Annotated in this window: 21 protein-coding genes; 13 read left to right on the top strand and 8 right to left on the bottom strand. The window is 40.2% G+C overall.

Annotation, left to right across the window (positions count from 1 at the left end; all coding sequences use genetic code 11):
• The first annotated feature begins 9 nt into the window (after positions 1 to 9).
• From GLIP_RS02530 to yacG, 6 genes are all read left to right on the top strand, one after another.
• The gene (locus tag GLIP_RS02530; protein WP_008842990.1) at positions 10 to 423 is read left to right on the top strand and encodes a pilin; all 414 of its coding nucleotides are present in this window, start codon (positions 10 to 12) and stop codon (positions 421 to 423) included.
• Positions 424 to 509: 86 nt separating this feature from the next.
• Positions 510 to 1,718, top strand: coding sequence for a type II secretion system F family protein (locus tag GLIP_RS02525; protein WP_008842989.1), 1,209 nt, complete (start codon positions 510 to 512; stop codon positions 1,716 to 1,718).
• Positions 1,719 to 1,824: 106 nt separating this feature from the next.
• Positions 1,825 to 2,703: a prepilin peptidase gene (locus GLIP_RS02520; protein ID WP_008842988.1), complete on the top strand. Its 879-nt coding sequence runs from the start codon at positions 1,825 to 1,827 to the stop codon at positions 2,701 to 2,703.
• Positions 2,700 to 3,317 carry a dephospho-CoA kinase gene (gene coaE, locus GLIP_RS02515; RefSeq protein WP_008842987.1) on the top strand — a complete coding sequence of 206 codons (618 nt, stop codon included), beginning with the start codon at positions 2,700 to 2,702 and terminating at the stop codon, positions 3,315 to 3,317. Before GLIP_RS02520 ends, coaE begins: the two co-directional genes overlap by 4 nt.
• Before the next feature lie 213 nt (positions 3,318 to 3,530).
• A complete protein-coding gene (gene zapD, locus GLIP_RS02510) occupies positions 3,531 to 4,283 on the top strand; it encodes a cell division protein ZapD (protein WP_008842986.1) in 753 nt (250 codons plus the stop codon).
• Positions 4,284 to 4,297: 14 nt separating this feature from the next.
• Positions 4,298 to 4,531 (top strand): DNA gyrase inhibitor YacG, encoded by a 234-nt coding sequence (yacG, locus tag GLIP_RS02505; RefSeq protein ID WP_008842985.1) that lies wholly within the window; start codon positions 4,298 to 4,300, stop codon positions 4,529 to 4,531.
• 54 nt (positions 4,532 to 4,585) lie between these two features.
• Here yacG and recJ read toward each other — a convergent pair whose 3' ends face one another.
• The 7 genes from recJ to GLIP_RS02470 form a co-directional block, all read right to left on the bottom strand.
• Positions 4,586 to 6,316, bottom strand: a complete 1,731-nt coding sequence (recJ, locus tag GLIP_RS02500; RefSeq protein ID WP_008842984.1) for a single-stranded-DNA-specific exonuclease RecJ — start codon at positions 6,314 to 6,316, stop codon at positions 4,586 to 4,588.
• A gap of 81 nt (positions 6,317 to 6,397) precedes the next feature.
• The gene (gene dsbC / locus GLIP_RS02495; protein ID WP_008842983.1) at positions 6,398 to 7,222 is read right to left on the bottom strand and encodes a bifunctional protein-disulfide isomerase/oxidoreductase DsbC; all 825 of its coding nucleotides are present in this window, start codon (positions 7,220 to 7,222) and stop codon (positions 6,398 to 6,400) included.
• Between the two features lie 203 nt (positions 7,223 to 7,425).
• Complete coding sequence (gene xerD / locus GLIP_RS02490) at positions 7,426 to 8,331, bottom strand: site-specific tyrosine recombinase XerD (RefSeq protein ID WP_008842982.1); 906 nt, start codon at positions 8,329 to 8,331, stop codon at positions 7,426 to 7,428.
• A 23-nt stretch (positions 8,332 to 8,354) separates the two neighbouring features.
• Entirely contained in the window at positions 8,355 to 10,982 is a 2,628-nt protein-coding gene (locus GLIP_RS02485; RefSeq protein WP_161602033.1) for an SEL1-like repeat protein, read from the bottom strand.
• Between the two features lie 64 nt (positions 10,983 to 11,046).
• A complete protein-coding gene (djlA, locus tag GLIP_RS02480) occupies positions 11,047 to 11,898 on the bottom strand; it encodes a co-chaperone DjlA (protein WP_008842980.1) in 852 nt (283 codons plus the stop codon).
• A gap of 2 nt (positions 11,899 to 11,900) precedes the next feature.
• Positions 11,901 to 12,566, bottom strand: a complete 666-nt coding sequence (gene murU / locus GLIP_RS02475; RefSeq protein ID WP_040521697.1) for an N-acetylmuramate alpha-1-phosphate uridylyltransferase MurU — start codon at positions 12,564 to 12,566, stop codon at positions 11,901 to 11,903.
• An 8-nt stretch (positions 12,567 to 12,574) separates the two neighbouring features.
• The gene (locus tag GLIP_RS02470; protein WP_008842978.1) at positions 12,575 to 13,576 is read right to left on the bottom strand and encodes an aminoglycoside phosphotransferase family protein; all 1,002 of its coding nucleotides are present in this window, start codon (positions 13,574 to 13,576) and stop codon (positions 12,575 to 12,577) included.
• 177 nt (positions 13,577 to 13,753) lie between these two features.
• Here GLIP_RS02470 and GLIP_RS02465 point away from each other — a divergent pair, with 177 nt between their 5' ends.
• The 7 genes from GLIP_RS02465 to GLIP_RS02435 all read left to right on the top strand — a co-directional run bounded on the left by GLIP_RS02465 (position 13,754) and on the right by GLIP_RS02435 (position 22,726).
• A complete protein-coding gene (locus GLIP_RS02465) occupies positions 13,754 to 15,976 on the top strand; it encodes an LPS-assembly protein LptD (RefSeq protein WP_008842976.1) in 2,223 nt (740 codons plus the stop codon).
• A gap of 60 nt (positions 15,977 to 16,036) precedes the next feature.
• Entirely contained in the window at positions 16,037 to 17,341 is a 1,305-nt protein-coding gene (surA, locus tag GLIP_RS02460) for a peptidylprolyl isomerase SurA (protein WP_008842975.1), read from the top strand.
• A gap of 1 nt (position 17,342) precedes the next feature.
• The gene (gene pdxA / locus GLIP_RS02455; RefSeq protein ID WP_008842974.1) at positions 17,343 to 18,323 is read left to right on the top strand and encodes a 4-hydroxythreonine-4-phosphate dehydrogenase PdxA; all 981 of its coding nucleotides are present in this window, start codon (positions 17,343 to 17,345) and stop codon (positions 18,321 to 18,323) included.
• Positions 18,320 to 19,123, top strand: coding sequence for a 16S rRNA (adenine(1518)-N(6)/adenine(1519)-N(6))-dimethyltransferase RsmA (gene rsmA, locus GLIP_RS02450; RefSeq protein WP_008842973.1), 804 nt, complete (start codon positions 18,320 to 18,322; stop codon positions 19,121 to 19,123). The genes pdxA and rsmA overlap by 4 nt, the downstream gene beginning before the upstream one ends.
• A gap of 1 nt (position 19,124) precedes the next feature.
• Entirely contained in the window at positions 19,125 to 19,502 is a 378-nt protein-coding gene (gene apaG, locus GLIP_RS02445) for a Co2+/Mg2+ efflux protein ApaG (protein WP_008842972.1), read from the top strand.
• A 27-nt stretch (positions 19,503 to 19,529) separates the two neighbouring features.
• A complete protein-coding gene (locus GLIP_RS02440; RefSeq protein ID WP_008842971.1) occupies positions 19,530 to 20,345 on the top strand; it encodes a symmetrical bis(5'-nucleosyl)-tetraphosphatase in 816 nt (271 codons plus the stop codon).
• Positions 20,346 to 20,701: 356 nt separating this feature from the next.
• Positions 20,702 to 22,726 carry a methyl-accepting chemotaxis protein gene (locus GLIP_RS02435; RefSeq protein ID WP_008842970.1) on the top strand — a complete coding sequence of 675 codons (2,025 nt, stop codon included), beginning with the start codon at positions 20,702 to 20,704 and terminating at the stop codon, positions 22,724 to 22,726.
• A gap of 98 nt (positions 22,727 to 22,824) precedes the next feature.
• On the opposite strand, the gene lysC is transcribed toward GLIP_RS02435, so the two are convergent.
• Positions 22,825 to 24,177 (bottom strand): lysine-sensitive aspartokinase 3, encoded by a 1,353-nt coding sequence (gene lysC, locus GLIP_RS02430; RefSeq protein ID WP_008842969.1) that lies wholly within the window; start codon positions 24,175 to 24,177, stop codon positions 22,825 to 22,827.
• Positions 24,178 to 24,236 lie beyond the last annotated feature (59 nt).

The raw sequence follows: 24,236 nt of genomic DNA, 5'->3' as shown, positions 1-24,236 counted from the left end.
ATTAATACCATGAAAATGACTCAAATGACAAACAACAAAGGCTTTACACTAATTGAATTGATGATCGTTGTTGCGATTATCGGTATTCTTGCAGCAATAGCATTACCTGCATATCAAGGTTACACTGATAAAGCGAAATTCTCTGAAATTACCAACGCTACAGCAGCAGCTAAGTCAGCAGTTGAGGTTTGTGCTCAGGTAAACAATGCTTTGACTACTTGTGACGGTGGTTCAAGCGGTATCCCAACTGATATTACTACTTCTGCTACAGTTAACGGCTTATCAACCACTGACGGTGTAATCGTATCTACATTTAAGTCTGATGGTTCATCTTTAGCAAGTGCTACTTTCACTTTGACTCCAACGCTAAACGGTGGTCGTGTTGAGTGGGCAGCAGCATGTAACCCTACTACACTTTGCTAATAGTTAAAAATAGCTAGAATATAATGATTTAAAGCCCAGGTTACCTGGGCTTTTTCGTCTCAACATTAATGTAACTAGGTTTCACTATGGCTAAAACTGCAGAAATGTACACTTGGAGCGGTGTCGATAAGAAAGGACACCAGCGCAAAGGCGAGATTAGCGCCATTACTTTGTCTGAGGCAAAGAATATGCTACGCCGTCAAGGCGTTTCTGCCACCAAAGTAAAAAAAGTAGCTAAGCCTTTATTTGGTAAAAAAGACAAAGTTAAAGCCCAAGACATCAGTGTAGTATCGCGGCAAATCGCGACTATGTTAGGTGCTGGTGTAACCTTAATTCAAACTATCGATATGATAGCTCAGGGACATTCTAAACAAAGCATGCGTCGAATGCTGACTGAGATAGCGGATGAGGTGAAAGCCGGTAATCCATTGTCTAGTGCGCTACGAAAACACCCTGACCAATTTGAAGATTTATATTGCGATTTAGTTGAAACTGGTGAGCAATCCGGTGCTTTGGAAACCATTTACGATCGGATCGCGACTTACAAAGAAAAAGCCGAAGCACTAAAATCCAAGATTAAAAAAGCTATGTTCTACCCCATTGCCGTGGTAGTCGTCGCGTTTATAGTAACTACAATTTTATTAGTGTTCGTAGTACCGCAATTTGAAGAGATTTTTAGTAGTTTTGGGGCTGAGTTACCTGCATTTACACTCTTTGTTTTGGCCATTTCACAATTTGTGCAAGATTATGGCATTTTCATAGCAGCAGGTGTGGCAACGGCTGCAGTGCTGTTTTTCCGAGCCCATAAGAAATCCAAAAACCTACGCGATAGCGTGGATAAAAAAGTGCTAAAAATTCCAGTGATAGGCGAAATCTTGAAAAAAGCGTCAATTGCACGGTTTACCCGCACGCTTTCCACTACATTTGCGGCGGGTGTGCCGCTAATCGGGGCGCTTGATTCTGCTGCAGGCGCTTCAGGTAACGCCGTTTTCAGAGATGCCATATTATTTATCAAGCGTGAAGTAGCAGGTGGTATGCAAATGAACACTGCCATGCGTGCAACTGGTGTGTTTCCTGACATGGTGACACAAATGATTGCGATTGGTGAAGAGTCTGGCGCTGTGGATGACATGCTAAGCAAAATCGCGACTATCTACGAAGCAGAAGTTGACGATATGGTTGATGGTCTCACCAGTTTACTTGAACCAATGATCATGGCGGTTTTAGGTGTAGTCATAGGTGGTTTGATTGTTGCCATGTATTTACCCATATTCCAGATGGGTAATGTGGTTTAATATCGTCAGAAATAATAAATAATGCTTGCTTGAAAGGTTTCTACCCAATCACTTTTCTGGCAAGCTATCATCAAAATATTTTCTCAACACAATAAAGTACTTAATTATGCCTGCGATGTTTGAGCTGTTAGCCGAGTCTCCCCTTTTTTTCCTTAGTTTTGTATTTATTGTCAGTTTATTGGTTGGCAGTTTTCTAAATGTTGTTATTTATCGATTGCCGGTAATGATGGAACGTGGCTGGAAACAAGAGTACCAACAATTTTTCCACCCAGATTCTATTGACTCAACCCCTGAAGAGACATTTAATTTAATCAAACCAGACTCAACATGCCCGAAATGCCAACACAAAATTAGAGCCTGGGAAAATATTCCAGTAATTAGCTGGCTTTTTCTTAAGGGAAAATGTAGCAATTGCAAAAACCCCATATCTGCACGTTATCCGGCAGTAGAGTTTCTAACCGCAATCGCGAGTTTAGCAATTGCCTGGCACTTTGGTTTTGGATGGCAAGCACTCGCAGCCGTTTTTCTAACCTGGTGTTTAGTCGCATTAATCTTTATCGATATTGATAAAATGTTGCTACCAGACCAAATTACACTGCCTGTTTTGTGGTTAGGATTGTTGCTAAGCACCACCAGCCTATTTGTAAGTCCCATAGATGCCATTCTCGGTGCTGCGGCTGGCTACCTTAGTCTATGGTCAGTTTATTGGTTGTTTAAATTACTGACTGGCAAAGAAGGCATGGGGTACGGTGATTTTAAATTATTGGCCGCTTTGGGAGCTTGGGTAGGTTGGCAATACTTACCAATTATCATCTTGCTATCGTCTTTTGTAGGCGCAATCATTGGTATCAGCTATTTGTTGATTAAGGGTAAAGACAAAGGCAGCCAGATACCATTTGGTCCATATTTAGCCATTGCTGGCTGGTTAACCTTGATTTACGGAAAAAACATTGCCGATTGGTACTGGAACTGGGCAATCGCATGAGCCAATTTGTGATTGGATTAACAGGTGGAATCGGCAGTGGAAAAACAGCCGTCTCGAATATGTTTGCCGAGCTAGGCATAGATATTATCGATGCAGATATAGTGGCTAGACAGGTAGTTGAGCCCGACAGCCCGGCATTGCATTTGATTGAACAGAAATTTGGTAGCGAATCTTTATTAGCTGACGGAAATTTAAATCGCCAACATTTGAGACAAATCGTATTCACTGATCCTGCCAAAAAGACGTGGCTGGATAACCTACTTCACCCGTTAATTCGTGAGCGGATGATTCATCAATTACAACAAGCTACATCTGCATATTGTATTCTTGCGGTTCCCTTGCTGATTGAAAATAATATGATGGCTATGGTGAATCGAGTTTTGGTGGTGGATGTGAGTGAAGATATTCAATTACAACGTGCTGCAAATCGCGATCAACAATCTATTAAACAGATTCAAAGTATAATGGCTAATCAATCCAACAGAGAAAACCGTATCAACCACGCTGATGACATAATTAACAATGATGGTTCTTTTGAAAGCCTGAAGACGCAAGTCGAAAAACTACATCAGCGATACCTCACTCTATCGAAACAACCAACCATCTTAGGCTAATTTACTGAAGCAGAAAGAACAGCTTTTTCTTTTTGCGGTATCAGATTTGTTCTGTTAGGGTTGAAATCATCTGCATTTTACTGTGTAGTTCTAATATCGTTCATGTAAATATTTTTCAATCAACTGTTTTACAATTTCGGTATACTGCGTTCATAACCAAAAAATTGATAAGCAATAACCTGCTGTCTGCGTGTAATTTCTTTAGGATAATCAATGTCACTAGCTGTTTATGAGTTTCCATTAAACGAAAAAGTCAGGACCTATTTGCGTCTTGAACAGCTGTTTATTCAACTCAAACAAAGCGCTCAAGCGCAGCAAGATTGGCAATTTATGAGTTTTTTCGAGGCTTTGTTTACCCTGCTCGACCTGTTAGAAAGGCTAGACATTAGAAATGATATTTTGAAAGATATTGAGGTTCATGAAAAAAACTTAGTGTTTTGGTCACAGCATCCAAAAATTGATTCAGAAGCTTTACAGGCGGCATTGCAAAAAATACTTCGACTACGTGATCAGTTAAAACATTCTAAAAAAGTGGGTGTGAGCTTAAAAGAAGATAAATTTTTATCTTCAATAAGACAACGATTCTCAATCCCGGGTGGAACCTGTAGTTTTGATTTGCCTAATCTGCACTATTGGATAAAACAACCTTTAGATATTATCCGCAAAGACATCGCTATTTGGTTACACGAATTTGACCTGATTAATGAAGCTATAGATATCACCTTGGCTTTTTTACGGGAAAGAGGACGGTTTATGGAGATAACTGCCGAAAATGGTTTTTACCAAGGAATTGCTGACGATAAAAGTGAACTAATACGTATCCAAAGTGCAACTGACGAGGGATATTATCCCATGTTAAGTGGCAACAAATACCGTTATGCAATACGATTTATGTTATTTACAGCCAAAGAAAATGGCAGTAGCCAGGTTAGTGAAGCAATACAATTTAATATCGCTAGTTGTTAAGAGAAAATAGAAAGATGGAAGTATCCTGCCCCACGTGTAAAAAAAAAGTAGAATGGAATGATAAAAATTTATTCCGACCTTTTTGTTGTAAGCGTTGCCAACTCATTGATTTAGGTGAATGGTCAAACGAAGAAAAGGTAATATCAACCAGCACGTATGATGAAAATGCGAATAAAACATTACCTGATATAGAAGATATTGAAGCGATGTTGGCACAACAGCAACAAGATTTTTTCAAAGATAAATAACCTGATTACCTGAATCGACAAAATCACGTTTTTGGGCGTTTACACACGCCCAAGTTAGATTGTTACTGGTTCAAGTGCTTCAACCATTAACTGCAAACTTACCCTACCTCTAAATTCATTGATATCTAGTTTGTAGGCAATATGGATTTGTTCACATGCTGAATTAGGCCAAAGCTGTGGGTCGATATTAAATGCGATGGCATCGATTAACACGCCATTTTGATGTTTCAACAACATCTTTAAGTGTTTGCCTCCCAACAATTTTTGCTCAATGGGCTTAAAAACACCGTCAAAAATCGGCTCTGGAAAGCTCTGTCCCCATGGTCCGGCATCTTTAAGTTGCTGAGCAAAATCCAAGCAAAATTCTTGCTCTGTCAATTCGCCATCACTAAGAATCTGACCACTTAAGTCGCGATCTTTTAACAATTCAAAGCTAACTTGCTCGAACACATTTTTAAATGCTGTAAACTGTTCAAAATTAATGGTCAAACCCGCCGCCATAGCGTGCCCACCAAACTTTACGATAACATCAGGATAACGACTATGAATTTCTTCTAATAGATCACGGATATGTAGTCCTTCAATTGACCGTGCAGAACCTCTAAGCGTATTGTCATCTTGATGCGCAAACGCGATGGTAGGTCGGTTATATTTTTCTTTGATCTTACCCGCGACAATACCAATCACACCTTGATGGAAGTCGGGCTGATAAACCACAATGCCAGACTTTGATTGTTCGTCGTCTAGTTGCAAACTCTCTAAATTAGCTAATGCCTGATCTTGCATGGACTGTTGGATTTCTCGGCGCTCTCTATTGAGTGAATCTAACTCCACCGCCATCTTTCGTGCGCTGGTAGGATCATCAGCGAGTAAACACTCTATGCCAAGTGACATATCATCAAGCCGACCAGCGGCATTCAATCTAGGCCCAAGTACAAAGCCCAAATCAGAAGAAACCATCGTTTTTGCGTTTTTGTTTGCAACCTCTACCAGCGCAGTAATTCCGGGACGACACTTACCACTGCGAATTCGTTGCAGACCTTGGTAAACCAAGACCCTGTTATTACTATCTAGAGGCACCACGTCAGCAACCGTGCCTAATGCAACAATATCCAGAAACTCAGCAAGGTTAGGCTCAGGTAAGTTTTTTTGGGTAAACCAATGCATGTTTTTAAGATGGTTTCGCAGCGCTAACATGAGATAAAAAGCCACGCCTACACCGGCTAAATGTTTGGATAAAAATTCACAACCAGGTTGATTCGGATTAACAATAGCATCAGCTTTTGGCAATTGCTCCGCGGCTAAGTGGTGATCCGTAACGACAACCTTTATGCCGAGTTCTTTTGCTCGATTCACACCTGCTAAACACGCAATGCCGTTATCAACTGTGATGATCAGTTGTGCGCCTTGCTGAAACGCAACATCAACTATTTCTGGGCTCAAGCCATAACCAAAATCAAATCGATTGGGAACAAGATACTCATGCCCTACAGCTCCCATTTTTGTAAGACACAACATAGTTAACGCCGTACTGGTCGCTCCATCCGCATCAAAATCGCCAACAATGATTATTTTGGATTGACGTTGCAATGCATCAAAAAGCACTTCAACAGCGGCTTGTACACCCGCGAGCCCTTGATAATGCAACAGTGACTTAGCGCGTTTATCTAATTGGCTAAGAGACTCGATTCCTCTAGCGGCAAAAATCTGTCGAATTATGGGCTGAGAGAATTCTGATAAATGCACATCTGAAACGGGTTTACGGCGGATTATTTTTGCGGACATAAGGTGTGGCTACTTGCAGTTGGCGGGAATGGCTTCAAATCAAAAAAGCTCGAAACTTATTGTTTCGAGCTTTTTCCCAAATTATATCTCTGATAATTTTTGTAATAACGCCTCAGCTGGCATATAGCCACCAATTAATGAACCGTTTGGCAATATGATATTGGGTGTTCCATTAACCCCAATCCGCATACCAAAAGCGTATTCATCGGCGACTTTATTTTCACAACTCATACCTTCAACAGAATCCCCGGATTTTGCTGCGGTTAACGCTTCTTGTTTATCATCCGCGCACCATACAGACACCATATCTAAATAGGCTTTACTATTAAGACCGCCACGAGGATAAGCCAAATAGCGCACAGTGATACCATTTTTGTTGTAGTCTTCCATTTCGCGATGCAACTTACGGCAATATCCACACGTTATATCAGTGAAAACATTCACAACATACTGTTCATTTTCTGCTTTAAACTCAATTACATCTTCGTCAGAAAAATCGGAAATCCCTTCTAAACGTAGCGTTGATAATGTCACATCGGTTTCATTGCGCATACCAGCATCAACATTGAAAATTCGACCACTGACAAGATATTTCCCATCTTCACTTGTGTAGAATAAGCCTTGGTTGGTTGACACTTGCACCAAACCTGGAACTGGGGAATCACCTATGGCATAAACTTTTAGCCCTAATACATTCTCTAATTTCCGTTTTGCACCCGCATAATCAGATAAACCCGATTGAGTTTTTTGTTGAGCAATAACTTTTTGCGTTTGCTCTTTGCTAACTACTTTTTCAGAATCCGCTTTATCTGTCGATTCTGGTTTATCTTTCATCATTGCAATGGCTGAAACAGCAATAACACTTAATGCTATTACAGAAATCAGTGCTTTTATCCAAGTTTTCATTTACCTTCCTATTGATTAACGCTTTTTCACTCAGTTTACTTAGTGTATAGACCTACACTATGAGCAAAAAATTGCATATATACGGTGAAATTTTTGCCTTTCCAGATTGACGACTAGTCTATAACGAATGGCGTTGTAATCCAATCCATCTCAGCTATACGGTAGCATAGTTTTTTGTTACTAAGCGTTTGCGAAAGCGTCGTTTAGCCACGCGGATGGTGCTTCTCAACCAACATTTGTAAACGTTGCGTTGCAACATGGGTATATATTTGCGTGGTCGACAAATCACTATGCCCTAATAACATTTGTACCACTCGTAAATCCGCACCATGGTTTAGTAAATGCGTAGCAAAAGCATGTCGTAATGTATGCGGTGATAAATGGGATTCAATACCGGCGACAGTGGCATAATATTTAATCCTATGCCAAAAGGTTTGACGTGTCATCATAACCCCGCGCTTACTTGGAAAGACTATATCTGACTCTGTTTTTAATAAATTTCGTCTAGCTAGTTTTATAAATTTCAACAACCACTCGATTGCTTCTTCACCAAGGGGAACCAATCTATCTTTGTTTCCCTTACCGGTTACGCGAATCACGCCTTGTTGAAGACCCATTTGCTCCATCCGCAAAGACACTAACTCAGATACCCTCAATCCGGTTGCATATAAGACCTCCAACATCGCTTTATCTCGAAATTCAACTGGGTTATCAATATTTGGGGCATTTAACAAGTCGTCGACCTGCTCTTCACTTAGCGTTTTAGGTAAAGATTGCGGCAGTTTAGGGTTGCGCATTTGTGCAATCGGATCATCATCGCGAAACTTGGATTGTATAAGGAATATATTGAACATGCGCAAACTACTTAAAAAACGAGCAATGCTGCGCTCCGACATGCCCGCATCATATTGATGAGCTAAATACATATCTAAATCAGATTTGCTAAACTGACAAATCTCAAAGTTAGCTATATTTTTAACTGAATAGTCACTAAATTTAATCAGGTCCGAACGGTAAGCGTTAAGCGTATGTTCACTCAATCCTTTTTCTATCCAAAGTGAATCAATAAAAGTTTCAATTAAAGTTAGATGATTATCTGGATTCGCCAATTAATACTTCCTCGACTTGAAATTTAGGGTAAGTTTTTAAGTATCAATTTGGCTTCTTCTGAACCTTTTTCCATCGCTTTTTTCAGCCACTTTTTTGCTTTTTGCGGATCTGACTTGGTACCAAGCCCTTTAATGTAAGCATTAGCCGTGGCAATCATACCTTCTACTAACCCCCACTTGGCACTTTGCTCATAATAAACGGTGGACAAAACCAAGTCCTTTTTACCGCCTTTTTCTGATTCATGTAGTTTAGCAAGACCATACGCAGCTTCAGGATTTTGCATGCCATAAGCAACTAGATAATAAGCTTCTGACTTAATCGGGTCACTGTCTACATCTTCTCCGCTAGCATAAATGAATCCTAATTCCACGAGAGCGTTTTGGTCCTTATTAGCTGCTCCTAGTTCAAAGAAGTGCAGTCCTTTTTGAATATCCTTTTCACGTCCTTCACCATAAAAATAACAATAGCCCACATCGTACAATACATGCTCGGCGCCTAATTCAACGGCCTTTTCATAATAATCGCATGCTAAAGCGTACTCAGGTTCGTCTAATTCACCAAAATAGTACAAATCTGCAAGGTTCTCAGCGGCATAGGCATTGCCTTGTTGTAACGACTTCTGATACCACTCGATAGCAGAAGTTAAATCTTGTTTGACCTCGGTTCCATTTCGCAAAAAAGTGGCATAATTGTTCTGCCCTGAGGGATTGCCGCCTTCAGCTGAAAACTGATAAAGCTCTAATGCTTTTTTCTTATCGACCGCGATACTATCGCCTTGCTCGTACAAATATCCTAGATTTGTCGCCGCTCGATAACTGCCTAGATTGATAGCATTTGTATAGTATGCGATGGATTGTTGAATATCTTTGTCAACCAAAACACCATCACGATAAATATTGCCTAATTCAAACAGAGCGTCTTTATCAGCTAATTCAGCGGCTTGTTTAAAACGAAGTAAACCTTCGGGAATATTGTTGAAATAGTCAATTTCGACAAAGGCTAAACCGTAGGCGCAGTTTGCCACCTCAATAGGACTACTTTCAGGATCCTCTATCACTTGTGTATAGAAGCGTGCCGCCAATTGGTAGTTTCTTTGTTCTTCTTCGTCGGCCAAAAGATCACCTAATCGACATCCGGCTAACTGAAACCCGGCATTGAACGATTGCTGAAAGTAATCAATTGCCAATGATAAATTTCGCTCGGCCCCTCGCCCAAATCGATAAGCCAAGCCAATATTATACAGTGCGTTTTGATCACCTTGCTGGGCAGCTTGTTGATACCAATGAAAAGCCTGTTCACGGTCTACAGGTAGTCCATAGCGACCGAAAGTATGAATAATGCCGTAGTCTAGTTGCGCTCTTGCATAACCCTGATTCGCCAACTCAACCAGGATATCTAATCCGCCTTGCAGGTTTTGCTGATTGTTCCAGCCACCGTTTAATAACACATAAGCATAATCTAGCTTGGCTTGCGGATAGCGTGCACCTAAGCGTTTTAGCAAATAAGTTAGTTTTTGATTAACCAGTGGGGTTATTAAGCCAAATGTTGTGTTGTAACGATTAATAGCGCTGCGCCAATATCTAAAATACTCGTCATCTAAGTTATCCAGCAACAAATCAAATTGTTGACTATCATTGGGCTGATTTAAAAAACCATCTAACCAAGAAAACGTAGCTTCTTCAGCGCCAAGGTTCTTGATGTTAAATTTATAAAGTTGAGCAGCTTCATTAATTTCAAACGGATCTCCCGTTTTAAGCATGTATTGACCAAGCGCGGCACTTGCTTCAACAAAACCATTTTCAGAATACGTCAACAACTCATCAATTTGATATTCAAACGCAGCGGTATTTTGTTTATGTAAATAGGCATAAGCCAACGCAACGGAAGCAACAGCGCCAAGATTCTCTGATTTTTCTAAGGATTGAATGACTAAATCAGGGTTATCGTTTTTAAGCCAGTTATCAAATTGCCAAAGAAAAGCGGCAACACTTCCGGTTTCAAAACGGTTTTCCATTTGTAATTTAGCTAACTGTTTACTTTTTCCATTTTGCGGTAACCAATGATCTCGTTTTCGGGCGAAATATTCTGCATTTTCAACGTAATAAATGGAATATCCGGAAGTCTGCATGTCGATGGTATGTAATTTATATACCACTTGATTGGCCAACCGCACCATTTCCATATCAAACACGCTGATACCGGCCCAGTTGAAGATAATTTGCGCTTCATACAAATCTCTTATTTTTATAGCATCTTGGGGAGTCTCACCACTCCCTGATTGCAATAGCAGCGCAGAAATGGCGTCTATTTTTTGTTTCAGGTCTGCTATCTCTAACTCATTTCCAGCTAAAGTTGCGCAATGCAATCCCATTCTGTATGCCATTAGACTGGTGTTGTTTAATACTAATGTGCGTTGAATATTTTGCGTATGTTCGTCAGTACAAAACTCTTCTTCTGGCCAATTATTCAAGGTTTTTAGCATTTCTGTGTAAGGTGTAAGAACAGAGTCAACATCAGCTAAGAAAAATTGATTAATTTGCTGCAACCAATAAACTTGATCCGGTTGCATACTCGAAGTTTCATAATCGAGAAAAATACGAGGTTCCATATCTTCTGTATGCTTCCCCGGATTAGTTACGCACCCGGTCAAGCCACCTCCAATCAGGAAGATAGTTGACAAAACCTTCAAAAAACTTAGCCGGAATGGCTGCATATCATTTAAATCCTTTCACTTGTTTAATCAAGTCATACGCCGATTGAATATCCTGAGCTTTATTTTTGGCAATCTCGATAGCTTGTTTTGGTAATCCTTTTGAAACCAATTTATCTGGATGGTGCTCAGACATCAATTTGCGATATGCTGTTTTGATCGTTTTCGTATCATCTTTGTCGCTGATACCTAAAATTTTGTAGGCATCTTGCAAAGATTGTTGCTGAGAATATCCAGACTGACGCGAATGTGAGTGATTTCCCCCTCTGCTGCTGCCCTGACCACTGCGAAAACGAATCTCTGCTTCGTACATCGACAACAAATACAGCAATTCATGTTGTTTAAAGCCTAAATGGTGCGCAGCGGTTTCTAATAACTGTTGTTCTTTTTTATCTAATTTACCATCAACAAACGCCGCCTGAATGAGAATTTCTAAGAACACTTGTAAAACGTCACGTCGACCGTGACACGATGCTTTAAATTCACGCAGTACATCAGCTACTGGAAAATCATTCGCTTTTCCTTCTCGAAACGCTTGTTGTGCTTCTTTACGCGTATCCCCTTGAAGATTCATTTGATCCATAAGGGCAGTAGCCATGCGAATTTCAGAATCCGTAACCTGCCCATCAGCCTTCGCAATGTGGCCCATGAGTGAAAACAATGCATGGAAAAAAATGGCTTGTGATTTCAACTCATCTTGACTGGTAAAAAAGCGACTAAATCCCCCCATTTGATTGAAATCTCGGCTATATCCTTTATCAAAAAGGTGCCCAATTATAAATCCAATCACTGCTCCAATTGGGCCACGGAACATAAACCCAAATACAGTTCCTAACACTTTTCCCCAAATTGGCATTATTACCTTTCCATCCTATTAATTTCGTCTAAACGTTGCGGTGTACCTATATCAAACCATATTCCCTGATGTTGTTGACCACTCAATTGACTTTTTTCAACAAGTTCAAACAACAATGGTGCCAGTGGTCGTTTTTTCTGGCTCAATTCAGCGAATAAAGCCATATCATAAACGGCAATTCCACTAAAGGTGAATTGATTATGCTGCTTACGCACTACAAGGTGATCGTTTAAATCAAAGTTACCTTTTAAGTTATGTGGGGGATTATTAACTAAAACCAAATGTCCTCTAGTCTCATTTAAATCATCAGGAAGTAAGTTAAAGTCAAAATCGGTATAAATATCAGCATTTATGACAGTGAAATAACGCTGATTTTTTAACAAGGATTTCAGCAATGGCAGCGCCTTAACTATACCGCCCGCTGTTTCTAAAGCCTCAGGTTCGGCAGAATAATGAATACTCAAATTGTAACGACTACCATCTCCTAACAATGCCACAATTTGCTCGCCCAACCACGCATGATTAATCACTACATGTTCAATTCCGGCCGCTGCTAATTTTTTTAGATGATATTCAATAAGGGGTTGACCCTTAACTTCAAGAAGAGGCTTTGGCGTATGGTCTGTTAGTGGACGCATGCGCTCGCCTCTACCGGCAGCTAATATCATGGCAACTTTCACTTAGTTTTCTCCAACAGACGAGGCTTGACGCTAGTTTGTATGAAAGCAATCAATTCTGACAATTCCGCATAGTGCTTACCCACCTCAAGAATATATTCGAGAGTGCGGGGAATATCATTAAAATAACCGTCTTTACCGTCTCGATAAAAAAGCCGACAAAAAATACCGCTGGCTTTGAGGTGTCTTTGTAAGCCAGCACAATCAAACCAAAACAAAAAATCCTGCCACTTATATTGTGCATAAAATTGCTGGTGAAATTGTTGTAATATTGATGTTATCTGTTGCTGGGGCCATTTACAGTAGCAATCCCGCAATAACGACACCGCATCATAGGTAATCGGGCCAATCACGGCATCTTGAAAGTCAATTACACCGATATCGTCATTACTTAATATCATTAAATTGCGGCTATGAAAATCTCGGTGCACACCCACTTGAGGCTGAGATTTAAATACCTGGTGTAAAAAATCATATGCTTTGTCGAGCATAGCCTGTTGGCTTTTGGAAAGCTTGATGTTTAAATGCACATCGATAAGCCAATGGGTGAAAATATATTTTTCTTTTTCGAGCAATTCATCGTCGTAAAGCGGTAGCGAATGCCCGTTTACTGAAGTACAACTCTGAATTGCTGGGATTTGGGTAAGAGCTTGAGCGTATAATGTTGCGATATTGTCTGAGCGCAGAGCTTGGCTAAACTGCCGATCGCCAAAGTCTTGTAAACAATAAAAGCCGTCTTTAGCATTGTGCGCAAGGACTTTTGGAACAACGACGTGATGCTGCAACAACGCTTGTGCGAGATTGACAAACTTTGTGCTGTCTTCAAATTCTGGCGGGGCATCTACAGCTATAATAGAAGTATTACTTGTTTCATCCCAAAAACGAAAATAGCGGCGAAAACTGGCATCGCCAAAAATCATTTCTATTTTCTGACATCTAAACTGAGTGGAAGAATTTATCCAATGCAACAATGCCTGCTCTGTTTGCAGTATTTGTGTCACTTTTTACCTCATATTTGTGGTATAAATATAGCCAATGCGAAAGCATGATAGAACAAAGGAAATCCATTGTGGTGTATTTTTTGGGAAGTTTACTGGTAAATCGTGTTCAACCACTTAAAATTCACACTTTTAATGTCGATATTCGACCTCTACATGGCAATTTAACTTAGACCCTGTATGCAAATTAACCAAACCACTTCGTTGCTTTTTATCTGTGCCTTCGGGAGTGTTACAGCACAAGCAGAATCTTTGTACACTTGTCCTATTAATACCGATAATTTTGCCGCAGACCAAACAATTTCGACAGATCAAATAAGAGTTAAGGCCAATCGCGCAGAAATCAAGCAAAATCGCTATGCTACCTTTGAAGGTGATATCACAATTGATAGTGAAAGTGCGCAAATATTGGCAGATAACGCAACCATAGATAAAGATAAAAGTGAATTGAATGCCTCGGGTGATGTCAGTTACAAAGACGCTTTAATGGTGGTGCAGAGTCGTGATGTTAGATTGAATACTGAGTCAGGCCAGCTATCCATGAATGATACCCAGTATCGATTAAGCCAATTTGGTGGCCGGGGATCTGCCAGTGCAATTGATATAGACCAGCAAGTGGGACTGGAATTAACCAATGTCAGTTATACAACCTGTCCTGAAGGCGATGAAGACTGGAAAATCAACGCCAGTAGCATCAAGATTGAGGAAGATGCACTTTGGGGAGAAGCAGTAAATACTGTTTTTTATCTTCAGGATATCCCAGTTTTCTATTTACCCTATTTTGTATTTCCCGTTTCTGATCAGCGCCAAACCGGCCTATTGTTTCCGGAGATTACCACTTCAAGTACCACAGGTCTTTCTTACGAACAGCCATTTTATTGGAATATTGCCGAAAATTTTGACGCCACAATTTCTCCACGACTAATGACAGATAGTGGGCTGATGTTAAATACTGAGTTTCGCTATTTAACTCAAACCAGTGCTGGACAAGTTAATATCGAATATTTAAACAATGATAAAAGTATCGATGATAATTCTAGTCGATATTTTTACCGCTTGATGAACGTCACTAACGTTGGTGACAAGTGGAATTTGAACATCGATTACAACGGCTTAAGTGATGACAATTTCATTGTAGATTTTGGCTCTGATTACTATAACCGAGCAGATACGCATTTATATCAAACCGTCGCTCTGAACTATTATAGTGACGATCTTGATTTTTCATTAAGTATTAAAGATTTTGAGATTATTGGAGACCACCCTACTAATTACCGAGCACTTCCTGAGCTCAAACTAAATTATCAAACTGATATATTTGCAGGGTTAGAGTTTCGTATTAATTCAGAATTGGCCTATTTCGAAAATCAGCAAGCAAACTTACCCGAGGCAACTCGCTTTCATATTGCGCCTAGCCTAGCATTGCCATTGCGAGCGCATTGGGGAGAGTTCTTAGCAGAGGCCACTTTACTTAATACTTATTATCGTCAAGACAACATCGAAGGAACCGAGCTTGAACATCGCACTAGCCGTTCATTAGGTCAAGGACGCATATACGGTGCCTTACATTTTGAAAAAGATACTGAATGGTTCGGCAATAACTTGCAACAAACACTCGAACCCAAAATACAATATTTATATACCAGTTTTGAAGATCAAAATCAGATTGGATTGTACGATACAACGCGCCTATTAAATGATTTTAATGGTTTGTTTCGTGGTCAGGAATTCACAGGCTTAGATAGAATCAGCGATAACAATCAAGTAACCGTAGGTTTAACGACTCGCATTTTAGACGAAAATAGTCGGGAACAATTTGCCCTTAGCTTAGGTCAAATTTTCTATCTAAAGGACAACCGCGTGGTTGCAGCCAGCAAAGATGAAAATAAATCAGCGTTGGCGTCTGAATTAGATTGGCAAATTGGGAGCAAATGGTTTGCGCATTCAGAAATACAAGTAGCGACTAAAACTGATAAAGTAGAACGCAGCAGTATTTCATTGGAATATCAACTAAGTGAAGATAAAATCTTCCAAATAAATCATAGATTTGTACGCAATTTATCTGGCGAAAAAATCGACCAGTTTGGTTTGACTGCCAGTTGGCCATTGGCAAAGAATTGGCATTGGGTAGGAAGATGGTATAAAGATCTAAACTCGCAAAGAACCATCGAAACTTATACAGGTATTCAGTATGAGTCTTGCTGTTGGGCGATTAGCCTAATAGGTCAACGGAATTTAAGTAACCGATTTGATGATAGCGGGATGCAGGATACGCAAGAATTTGAATCCAGTATTAACTTGAAATTTAGCTTTAAATTTACTGGTGGTGAAGCTCGTACAAATCGCCGAGATATGCTCGAAGATGGTCTTTTTGGCTACCGCCAAGCTTACCTGATTAATTAATAACAGATATAATGTCTAACAAAAGACATTTTCACAACGTTTTGAGTAAAAGTAATAAACATGAAATTATTAGTCGTCGCTATAGCATTATCCGCACTGATTACCTTTCAAAGTGTGGCGCAACAGGTATCTTTAAACAAGGTCGCTGTGATTGTTGACCAAGGTGTCATTTTAGAAAGTGAAATCACTGCATTGGTAGATCAAGTGAAACGCAATGCAAAAGCAAATAACCAAGATTTGCCATCGGATCGCGCATTGCGCACCCAAGCAATCGAAAAATTAGTTACTGATAATTTGCAAACGCAAATGGCACAAAAGATGGGGATTCAAATCAGCGATCCGCAACTCGATCAGACTATAGCCGGCATTGCGGCGAACAATAATATCCCAATTGAACAATTCAGACAGGTAATCGCTAATGATGGCGTTCCATTTGAAGTCTATCGCGAAGATATTCGTAAAGAGCTGATTACCCAAGAAGTTAGAAGAGCCAACGTACGTAGAAGAGTTTATATTACGCCACAAGAAATAGAGAACCTGGTTAAATTAATTGATGAGCAAGGTGCCGAACAAGCAGAGTACAATCTCGGCCACATTCTTATCGGGTTCCCACCTCAACCTTCAGACGAAGATATTGAAAAGGCCAAATCAACTGCTGATAAGGTATTAGAACTGCTAAATAACGGCTCTGATTTTACGCGTATCGCGATTGCTTCATCATCTGGCTCTAAAGCCCTAGAAGGCGGCGATTTAGGTTGGATGAATATAAACTCTATGCCAACGTTGTTCGCAGAAGCGATACAAGACAAAGAGAAAGACGCATTAGTTGGGCCTATTCGAAGTGGTGCAGGCTTTCACATATTGAAAGTAAAAGATCTACGTGGCATCGAAGTGGTCAAAGTCGAAGAAGTGAATGCTAGACATATTTTGATTAAACCATCAGTTATCTTAAGTGAAGATAAAGCAAAGCAAAAACTCGAAGAATTTCGTAAGCAAATTATTGCTGGTGAAGCGACCTTTGAAGAGCTAGCGAAGGAGCATTCTGCTGATCCAGGTTCGGCTATAAAAGGTGGTGAGCTTGGTTGGAATGATCCAGGCATATATGTGCCAGCGTTTAAAGAAGCGTTAGCGCAATTAGAAACTGACGAAATTGGTCAACCCTTTCGCTCATCACATGGCTGGCACTTAGTTAAAATGATCGGCAAACGTGTTGATGATGCAACGGATAAACGCAAAGAAGACAAAGCATATCAACTCATATTTAACCGAAAATTTGCTGAAGAAACAGATGCTTGGTTGAGAGAAATGCGTGACGCAGCTTATATAGAAGTTTTAGATTCGCCCACTGACACTGTAGGAAGTTAATTTGCCTTTTAAAATTGCGATCACGCCGGGCGAGCCAGCCGGAATTGGGCCAGATCTAATTATCGAATTGGCTCAGAAAAAATGGAATGCACAACTTGTGGTTTTTGCTGACCGCAACATGCTGTTAGAACGCGCTGCATTGCTAAATACCCCATTGGCTTTGGTAGATTACAACCCAGAAATAAAGACATTGTTGGAACCCGGACAACTTTACATTGTAGATATTCCTATTAAGAACAAAGTTGAACCGGGCGTTTTGGATGCAAAAAATGGCCAATATGTAGTTGAAACATTACACCAAGCCTGTGCTAAAAACATGAACCAAGAATTTGATGCGGTGGTTACTGGCCCAGTCAATAAAGGTATTATCAATAAGGCTGGAATTTCCTTCAGTGGCCATACTGAATATTTTGCTAGCCAATCAAACACCCAAGATGTCGTCATGATGTTGTCAACTGAAGGACTAAGAGTTGTTCTAGCAACGACCCATATTCCTTTAGCCTATGTCGCCAAAGCCATAACCCGTGAAAGATTGCACAAGGTTTTACACATAGTGCATACCGATATGAAACTTAAATTCGGTATTCCCAACCCACATATATTCGTATGTGGGCTTAACCCTCATGCTGGAGAAGATGGGCACTTAGGGCGAGAAGAGCTGGATATTATTATTCCTGCTTTGGATGAATTGCGTGATCAAGGTTTAAACCTCACTGGTCCGCTACCCGCTGATACCATGTTTCAAGAAAAGTATATGCAACAGGCGGATGCTATTCTAGCCATGTATCACGATCAAGGGTTGCCTGTGTTGAAATACAAAGGGTTTGGCAACGCAGTCAATACCACGTTAGGTTTACCTTTTATACGGACCTCAGTAGACCATGGAACAGCATTGGATCTTGCAGGCACAGGAAAGGCTAACTCCGGGAGCTTCGAAAGAGCCATAAACGACGCCTTAAAATTGGCTGTGAAAAGCATATGAGTAAACAACACTTAGGTCACACCGCCCGAAAACGTTTCGGGCAGAACTTCTTGCACGATGCCTATATCATTGACCAAATCGTTTCTGCGATTAACCCTCAAGAGGGTGAGAATTTAGTAGAGATCGGTCCAGGTCTTGCCGCTTTAACCGAGCCTGTGTGTGCGCAGGTGAGTAAACTCAATGTGGTGGAGTTGGACCGTGATTTAGCAAGCCGCTTAAAGTCACATCCTTTCATCGCAAGTAAGTTAAATGTTATTGAAGCAGATGCATTGAAGTATGATTTTTCTCAACTTTGTGATGAACAAAACCCATTACGGGTGTTTGGTAACTTACCTTACAACATATCCACACCATTGATGTTTCATCTATTTTCTTTTGCTAACAAAGTAAAAGATATGCATTTTATGCTGCAAAAAGAAGTGGTCAATCGTTTAGCTGCCAAAGCCGGTGAAAAAAACTACGGGCGTTTATCAGTGATGGCGCAATATCATTGTCAGGTCGTGCCTGTTTTGCATGTCCCTCCAGGGGCTTTCAACCCTCCGCCTAAAGTCGATTCAGCTGTTGTTCGTTTACTGCCTCACGAACAAAAACCAGTTGAAGTTAAAGATGAGAAAATGCTCAACCAAGCATGTGCACAAGCTTTTAATCAACGTAGAAAAACAATCCGAAATAGTTTAAAGAAACTAATTGAAGAAAAACAGCTTGAAGATTTAGGCATAAACCCTGAGTTAAGGGCTGAAAATTTAAGTCTGGCAGATTATGCCACAATTGCTAATTTCCTCTCTCAACAAGAGTCTTAAAATGATCGATATCAACGATATTTGCATTAAGGTACAAACCCAATATCTCGAAGACAGATTTCCTGAAAATGAGGAAAAATATGCATTTGCGTATAAAATCACCATCATGAACAACAGTGAGCAAGATGTAACCTTACTCAACCGCTACTGGTTAATAACGGATGGTAATGGCGATAATTCTGAAGTGTCAGGTAAAGGAGTCGTTGGTGAGCAACCTTTAATTGAACCAGGGAAGTATTATCAATACACCAGTGGCGCGATTCTAGATACTCCGGTTGGCACCATGCAAGGACATTATGAGTTCAAAGGTGCTGATAATGATCTGTTCAAAGTACCTATCGATGTATTCAGACTGGCAGTTTCTAAAGTACTCAACTAAAAAGCGAAGAGGTTAATTTCCAATTATATGGCAAACTACGTAGTTGGCGACATTCAAGGTTGTTACTCTGGACTTAGACAGCTACTTGATAAGATAAAATTTGATCCTTCTCATGACAAACTTTGGGCCGTCGGCGATCTTGTAGCCAGAGGCCCTGATTCCCTTGATACACTGACATTTTTGCATTCCCTTGGGGATGCATTTGAAACCGTTTTAGGCAATCACGATTTACATTTTCTAGCCATTTTGGGACACATCAAAGAAGCTAAAAAAAGTGACTTTCTCGGTCCTCTTTTACGCTCAGATAATGCAATGGAATTGGCAACTTGGTTGCGCACGAAACCGCTTGCAGTGCGCATCAATAAACATACATTATTAAGTCATGCAGGCTTATATCCTCAATGGTCATTTAAAAAAGCAGTCAAGCTCAGTGACGAGGTGTCTGAAGTTTTACGTGGTCCAAACTACACTATGTTGTTAGCTTCAATGTATGGCAGTGAACCCACAAGTTGGAACCGTGAATTGGAAGGAATGTCGCGCTTACGATTTATCATCAATGCTTTCACGCGTATGCGTTACCTTAAAAACCAACGAGTTTTAGAATTCGAAACAAAATCTGCTCCGAACAAATATAACACGTCCTTGCAACCGTGGTTTAGCATCAACAATGTAAAACTCAAAAAAAGTCAGCGGGTCATTTTTGGACATTGGGCAACCTTATTAGGTAAGACACACTCAGCTCAATTTATTGGCCTTGATACAGGTTATGTTTGGGGAAATACATTAACGGCTTATTGTTTAGAAACTAACCAGCGAAATAGCGTGCAAAACAAAAATCGCTAAACAAAGTATTTTGCAAATATATTTCCTTCCTAAAGAATCAAATTTGAATGTCGATAATTTATCACAGTAGTAAATTAATTCGTTGAAATATGAAAGTTTTAGGTTCGTAAGGTACACTGTAAAAAGTTACCCTGTGTATAAATTTATATTATCTTGATGTGCATAGAATACTTAACTACATTCAAAAAATTTACTGCGAAATGTTATAATTACCAGAATTGTCGTTATATATAGATATTGTCGTGACGTATCCGACAAAATTTGACACACTTGTAATTCGATTGTAATAGATTTGATCTAGACATGAAAAATATAAAAATTCTAATAATAAGCTCAGAAATCAGAGGAATATCTAAATGAAAATATCAGTCGCCATGAGGGTTATCGGCGGGTTCGCCCTTATTTCTGTGCTACTTCTAGTGATCGGTGTTTCGTCTTTATTAAATTTCAACTCAATAGATTCTGCGACCGAAGAAGTCAATACTCTAGCTATTCCCACATTAAACGCCAGTAATCAACTCAAGATCTCCTTTTTAAACATGGGCCGTCTTACTGTAGCTGGATTTTATGAAACTGAATCTGATGTACTTGATACCCAGTTCGAGAATTTAAAGACCAGTAAAGATAACTTTGAAAGCGAAGTGGCGATTATCAAAGGTAAAGTCAGCAAAGATCCTATACTTAGCGGTGCTTTGCAAAACGTAGACGGAATTTACCAGCAATATTCAACCAATGTAGAGGCTATGTTTGAGAGCCGTAAAGCGTATTTAGACTATGGTACCCAACTAGATGAAATTGTTGGAAATGTTGAAGATAACGCTGATGACTCCTCTACTTTATTACTAGATTTTTCAGACTTAGACAGTGTTCAAGAAAATGCTCAATTACGACAAGCAGCAGAAGTGGGTAGTAAATTAGAAACGTCATTATTATCGCTGCTCACTGTAAGTGCCGACTATATTAAAACCCAAAATTTGGTGCGTGCAGATACAATTGGCAATGAAGTAGAACTCGTCATAGGCCAAGTTTCCGATCAATTAGCGCAAATGCAATCACTTGCAGGCGATCGTGATGACAGCGGCACATTACAAGAGATCACAAATCTAGTGAATTCTGTCATCAGTTCAGTGACAGCTTCAGACGGATTATTAAATACTCAAGTAACCCGTTTAAACAAACAAATACAAGCATCTGAAGCGTTAACGGCTTCTGAAGCGAATATACAAGAAGCCATTGCAGAATTAAACGCATTGTTAAGTATTGCTGAAGACAAAACCAACAATATGAAAGACCAGGTTTCTAGCCGAGTGGCAATGGGAACCACGGTAATAGTCGTGATGGTGTTAGTTTCGGCGGTACTAGCAGCGTGGATTGCGTGGGCAAGTGTTCGAGCCATAACAGTACCGTTACGCAAAGTTAATGAAGTACTGCATATCGTCTCGTCTGGTGATTTGACGCGCAAACTTGATGATTCATCTGACGATGAATTTGGAGAACTGGCTAGCAGTGTCAATAACTTAATTGAAAGTCTGAAAACCTTGATTACTGGTATCAGCACGCGTGCTTCGCAATTAGCTGCTGCGTCAGAAGAAACGTCGACAGTAACCGCACAAACAACACATTCAATTCAAAATCAAAAATCACAAGTAGCACAAGTTGCAGCTGCGACTACAGAAATGCATAGTACCTCACAAATGGTCACCCAAAGTGCAGAAGATACCTTAAATCAAATACGCCATGCAGACAAAGAAGCTGAAAAAGTTAAAGGCATTTCGCTTAATAATAAACTGACAATCGAAAAATTGGCGATTGATGTTGATGAAGCGGCAAACGTCATTAACAAACTGCATCAAGACAGCGCTAGCATAGGCGGAATTTTAGATGTAATCCGCGGCGTTGCTGATCAGACTAACTTACTCGCACTTAATGCTGCGATTGAAGCCGCACGAGCAGGTGAACAAGGTAGAGGCTTTGCCGTTGTAGCAGACGAAGTTCGCACACTTGCAAGTCGTACACAACAATCGACCCAAGAAATCAATGCGATGATCGAAGTACTTCAGGCGGGTGCAGAAAAAGCAGTTACAGTAATGAACCAAGGTAAAGAACAAACCACAGTGTGTGTTGAACAAACTGAAAAAGCAACACAGGCTTTGGACTTGATTACTGAAGCGGTACACAGAGCACACGACGTTAGTAGTCAAATTGAGCAGTCTGCAAGAGAACAAAATGTGGTATCACAAGAAATCAGTGAGAAGCTAGAGAACATTGTAGGTATTGCCGAAGAAACGTCGACAGGCGCACAGCAAACTGCTGACTCCAGTGAAGAAGTTGCACGACTGGCCGAAGAATTACAAGCTTCGATACAGCAATTTAGAGTTTAATCCTAAGCAGTTAAATTCTGCTAATTAGCTCGCATAAAAAAACGCTGCACATGTGCAGCGTTTTTTATTATTCGAAGACCAATTAGGCCACTTCAACATTACTCAAATAAGGTCCGATGAAGCTCTTTAACGATTTCAGTACTATCGTCCTGATGCACTAAAAATGACATGTTATGCGGGTTAGCTCCATAGCAAATCATACGTAGATTATAATTACCAACAGACGAGAATATTTTTGCTGATACGCCAGCAGCACTGTGCATATTGTTGCCCACTACAGTTACTAAGTCGTAATCACTTTCTACCACAACTTCACAAAAGTCTCTTAACTCATTAAGTGTTTCACGATTTAATCTTTCTGCAACTGAATTAGCAGGATTATCCAAGGTAAAGGAAACCGCGATTTCTGACGTCGTGACCAAATCAACGCTTAAGTTGTGCTTGGCGATAATGGTAAATACTTGTTGCAAAAAACCTTGCGCAAGCATCATCTTAGGCGTTTTAACGGTTACCATAACTTGTTGTTTACGACGAGTGATAGCGCGATATGCAGGTTCATTTTTACAATCACGAACAATCCAGGTTCCCCCCTTTTCAGGTTCACGACTAGAACCTACAAACACTTTGATATCTTTACGAAGGGCTGGTTCCATTGTTGCCGGATGCAGTACTTTCGCTCCAAAGTTTGCCATTTCAGCAGCTTCGTCAAAACTCAACTCTGGTAACGGTCTGGCAGCATCTGTAATTCTTGGATCTGTGGTAAAAACCCCCACTACATCGGTCCATATTTCGCAGCTAACAGCATCTAATGCTTCAGCTAAAAGCGCGGCGGTAAAGTCACTTCCACCACGGCCTAAAGTTGTTGTTCTGCCTTGTTCATCAGAGCCGATGAATCCTTGCGTAACAAACACCCGTTGCGTTAACTCAGGCAGCAACACTTTAGATGATAACTTTTTAATCTCTTCGATTTGAGGTGCCGCTTCACCGAATACAGAGTCAGTTCTTAACACGTTGCGAGCATCAAAGTTTTCAGCATTCACACCCTGCTCTTTTAATACTTCAGTGAATAATAATGAAGACATACGCTCGCCGAAAGATAACAAGCTATCTTTAAGGTCGTCACGATGCACAAGCTCTTCGTGGAACGCTAATGTTTCCATTGCTTCAAATAAAGAAGTCAACTTTTCAGTGATGTTTTCAGGCGTAGCAAGCTCATTTACAATCGCAAATTGTATATGTTTAATTTGTTCGAGAGTTTCACTGATTTGTGAATGAGAAAGCACGGTATTGGCCAAACTGACAAGGTGATTGGTTACGCCAGCTGACGCACTTACCACAACCACACGGGTTGCAGGGTTTGCAGCTATGATTTTGGCACAGTTTGTCATTGCAGCGTAATTGGCCACGCTTGTACCACCAAATTTGGCAATATTAAGGTCAGGAATAGTCACACTTGCTCCTCTAAATAAATAATCGCAGTAAATTAACAGATATAGAGTTATTTAAAAGC

The sequence above is a fragment of the Aliiglaciecola lipolytica E3 genome (assembly GCF_000314975.1).
Lineage (GTDB): Bacteria > Pseudomonadota > Gammaproteobacteria > Enterobacterales > Alteromonadaceae > Aliiglaciecola > Aliiglaciecola lipolytica.
This window is presented reverse-complemented; position numbering and strand designations above follow the sequence as displayed.